1 protein-coding gene is annotated in these 1165 nt (G+C 74.8%); it reads right to left on the bottom strand.

The annotated features are described in order from the left end of the window. Window positions 1-90: 90 nt before the first annotated feature. Window positions 91-693 carry a DUF1349 domain-containing protein gene (locus HW445_RS31880; protein WP_180224243.1) on the bottom strand — a complete coding sequence of 201 codons (603 nt, stop codon included), beginning with the start codon at window positions 691-693 and terminating at the stop codon, window positions 91-93. Between the last annotated feature and the right edge of the window lie 472 nt (window positions 694-1165).

Below are 1165 nucleotides of genomic sequence, written 5' to 3' on the forward strand. Positions count from 1 at the left end.
ACCAGACCGGGGCGCAGGTCCGCCAGCTGCCGCGCCACCGCGTTCTCCTCGCCTGCTGAACGGCGCACTTCCGGCCTCCCGAACGGTCCGTCAGCCGACAGGGTCTTCGTGGAGGGCCGCGTCCGCGGGACCCGTGGTGAAGCGGGTGAAGCGGACCTGGAGCCCGGCGCGCTCGGGGGAGCAGCAGAACGGGCCGGCGGTGGCGGTCGCGCCGGGTTCCAGCGGCGCGAGGCGCACCATGCGCCAAGGGTGCTCCGGCGTCCGCGCCCGGACGGTCACCGCGTCACCCGCGCGGCTGGCCCGGACCGTGACGAGGTGGCCGTCCCAGTCGGGTACCGGGGACAGCGACCAGTCGGAACGGCCGTGGGTGACCACGGCGCCGAGGTGCGGCACGCCGTCGCTCATCTCCACCCCGGCCTTGATCCAGGTGTGCGGGTCGACGCGGATCATGAGGCCGGCCTGGTCGTACAGGGCGTCGAAGGCGGCCCGGAACGTCACCTCCACCGCGGAGCCGGCGGGGAAGCCGGTGAGCAGCGCGTGACCGTCGTCCCGGACGAAGCCGTAGCCGGTGGTCCGCCAGAAGTCGCTGCGCTCCCGGGCGGTGACGAGCAGGTCCGTGCCGTCGACGGCGGTGGCCGCGGGCGGATTGAGCCAGGCTGCGTCCTCCCAGGCGATGTCGTGCCGGTGGCCCATGTGTCGTCCTTACGCCGGTGGTGACGAGGTGCCGGAGGGGTGCCGGCCGCGGCCTCCCGCCCCGTGCCGGTCCTCGAGGGCCCGGGTGATCGGTGATCAGGCGATCGGGGGAGCAGGGACTCGGGCAAGATCCTTCAGGCTGGGGCGGTACTTGTCCAGGCCGACCCGTGGGGACGTCCCGCGCCGGTGCCCGGCGGCCACCCCGGCCCGCGGTGGCCGAGGCGCGGCCTCGCTACCGGTGGTCGTGGCGGAGATACTGACCGCGACCGCGCCGCCGAACGAACGGACCACCTGCGCAGATGCCCTCCATCGCGGACCTCGGCGAGAGCGCCGACGCCTATGCCTGCACTCCGCTCCTCAACTGCCTGCTGCGCGAGGTCGCACGGCCCGCGGACGGCCGGAACGACGACGGCGGCCCGGACGGAGTGTGCCCGGACGGAGTGTGCCGGGAGGACGGCGGCCTGGACGGAGC

This window comes from Streptomyces sp. UH6 (assembly GCF_013421635.1).
Lineage (GTDB): Bacteria > Actinomycetota > Actinomycetes > Streptomycetales > Streptomycetaceae > Streptomyces > Streptomyces abyssomicinicus.

Coding starts and splice junctions, on each gene's coding strand:
- HW445_RS31880 (WP_180224243.1), bottom strand. CDS start 693: ATGGGCCACCGGCACGACATCGCCTGGGAGGACGCAGCCTGGCTCAAT.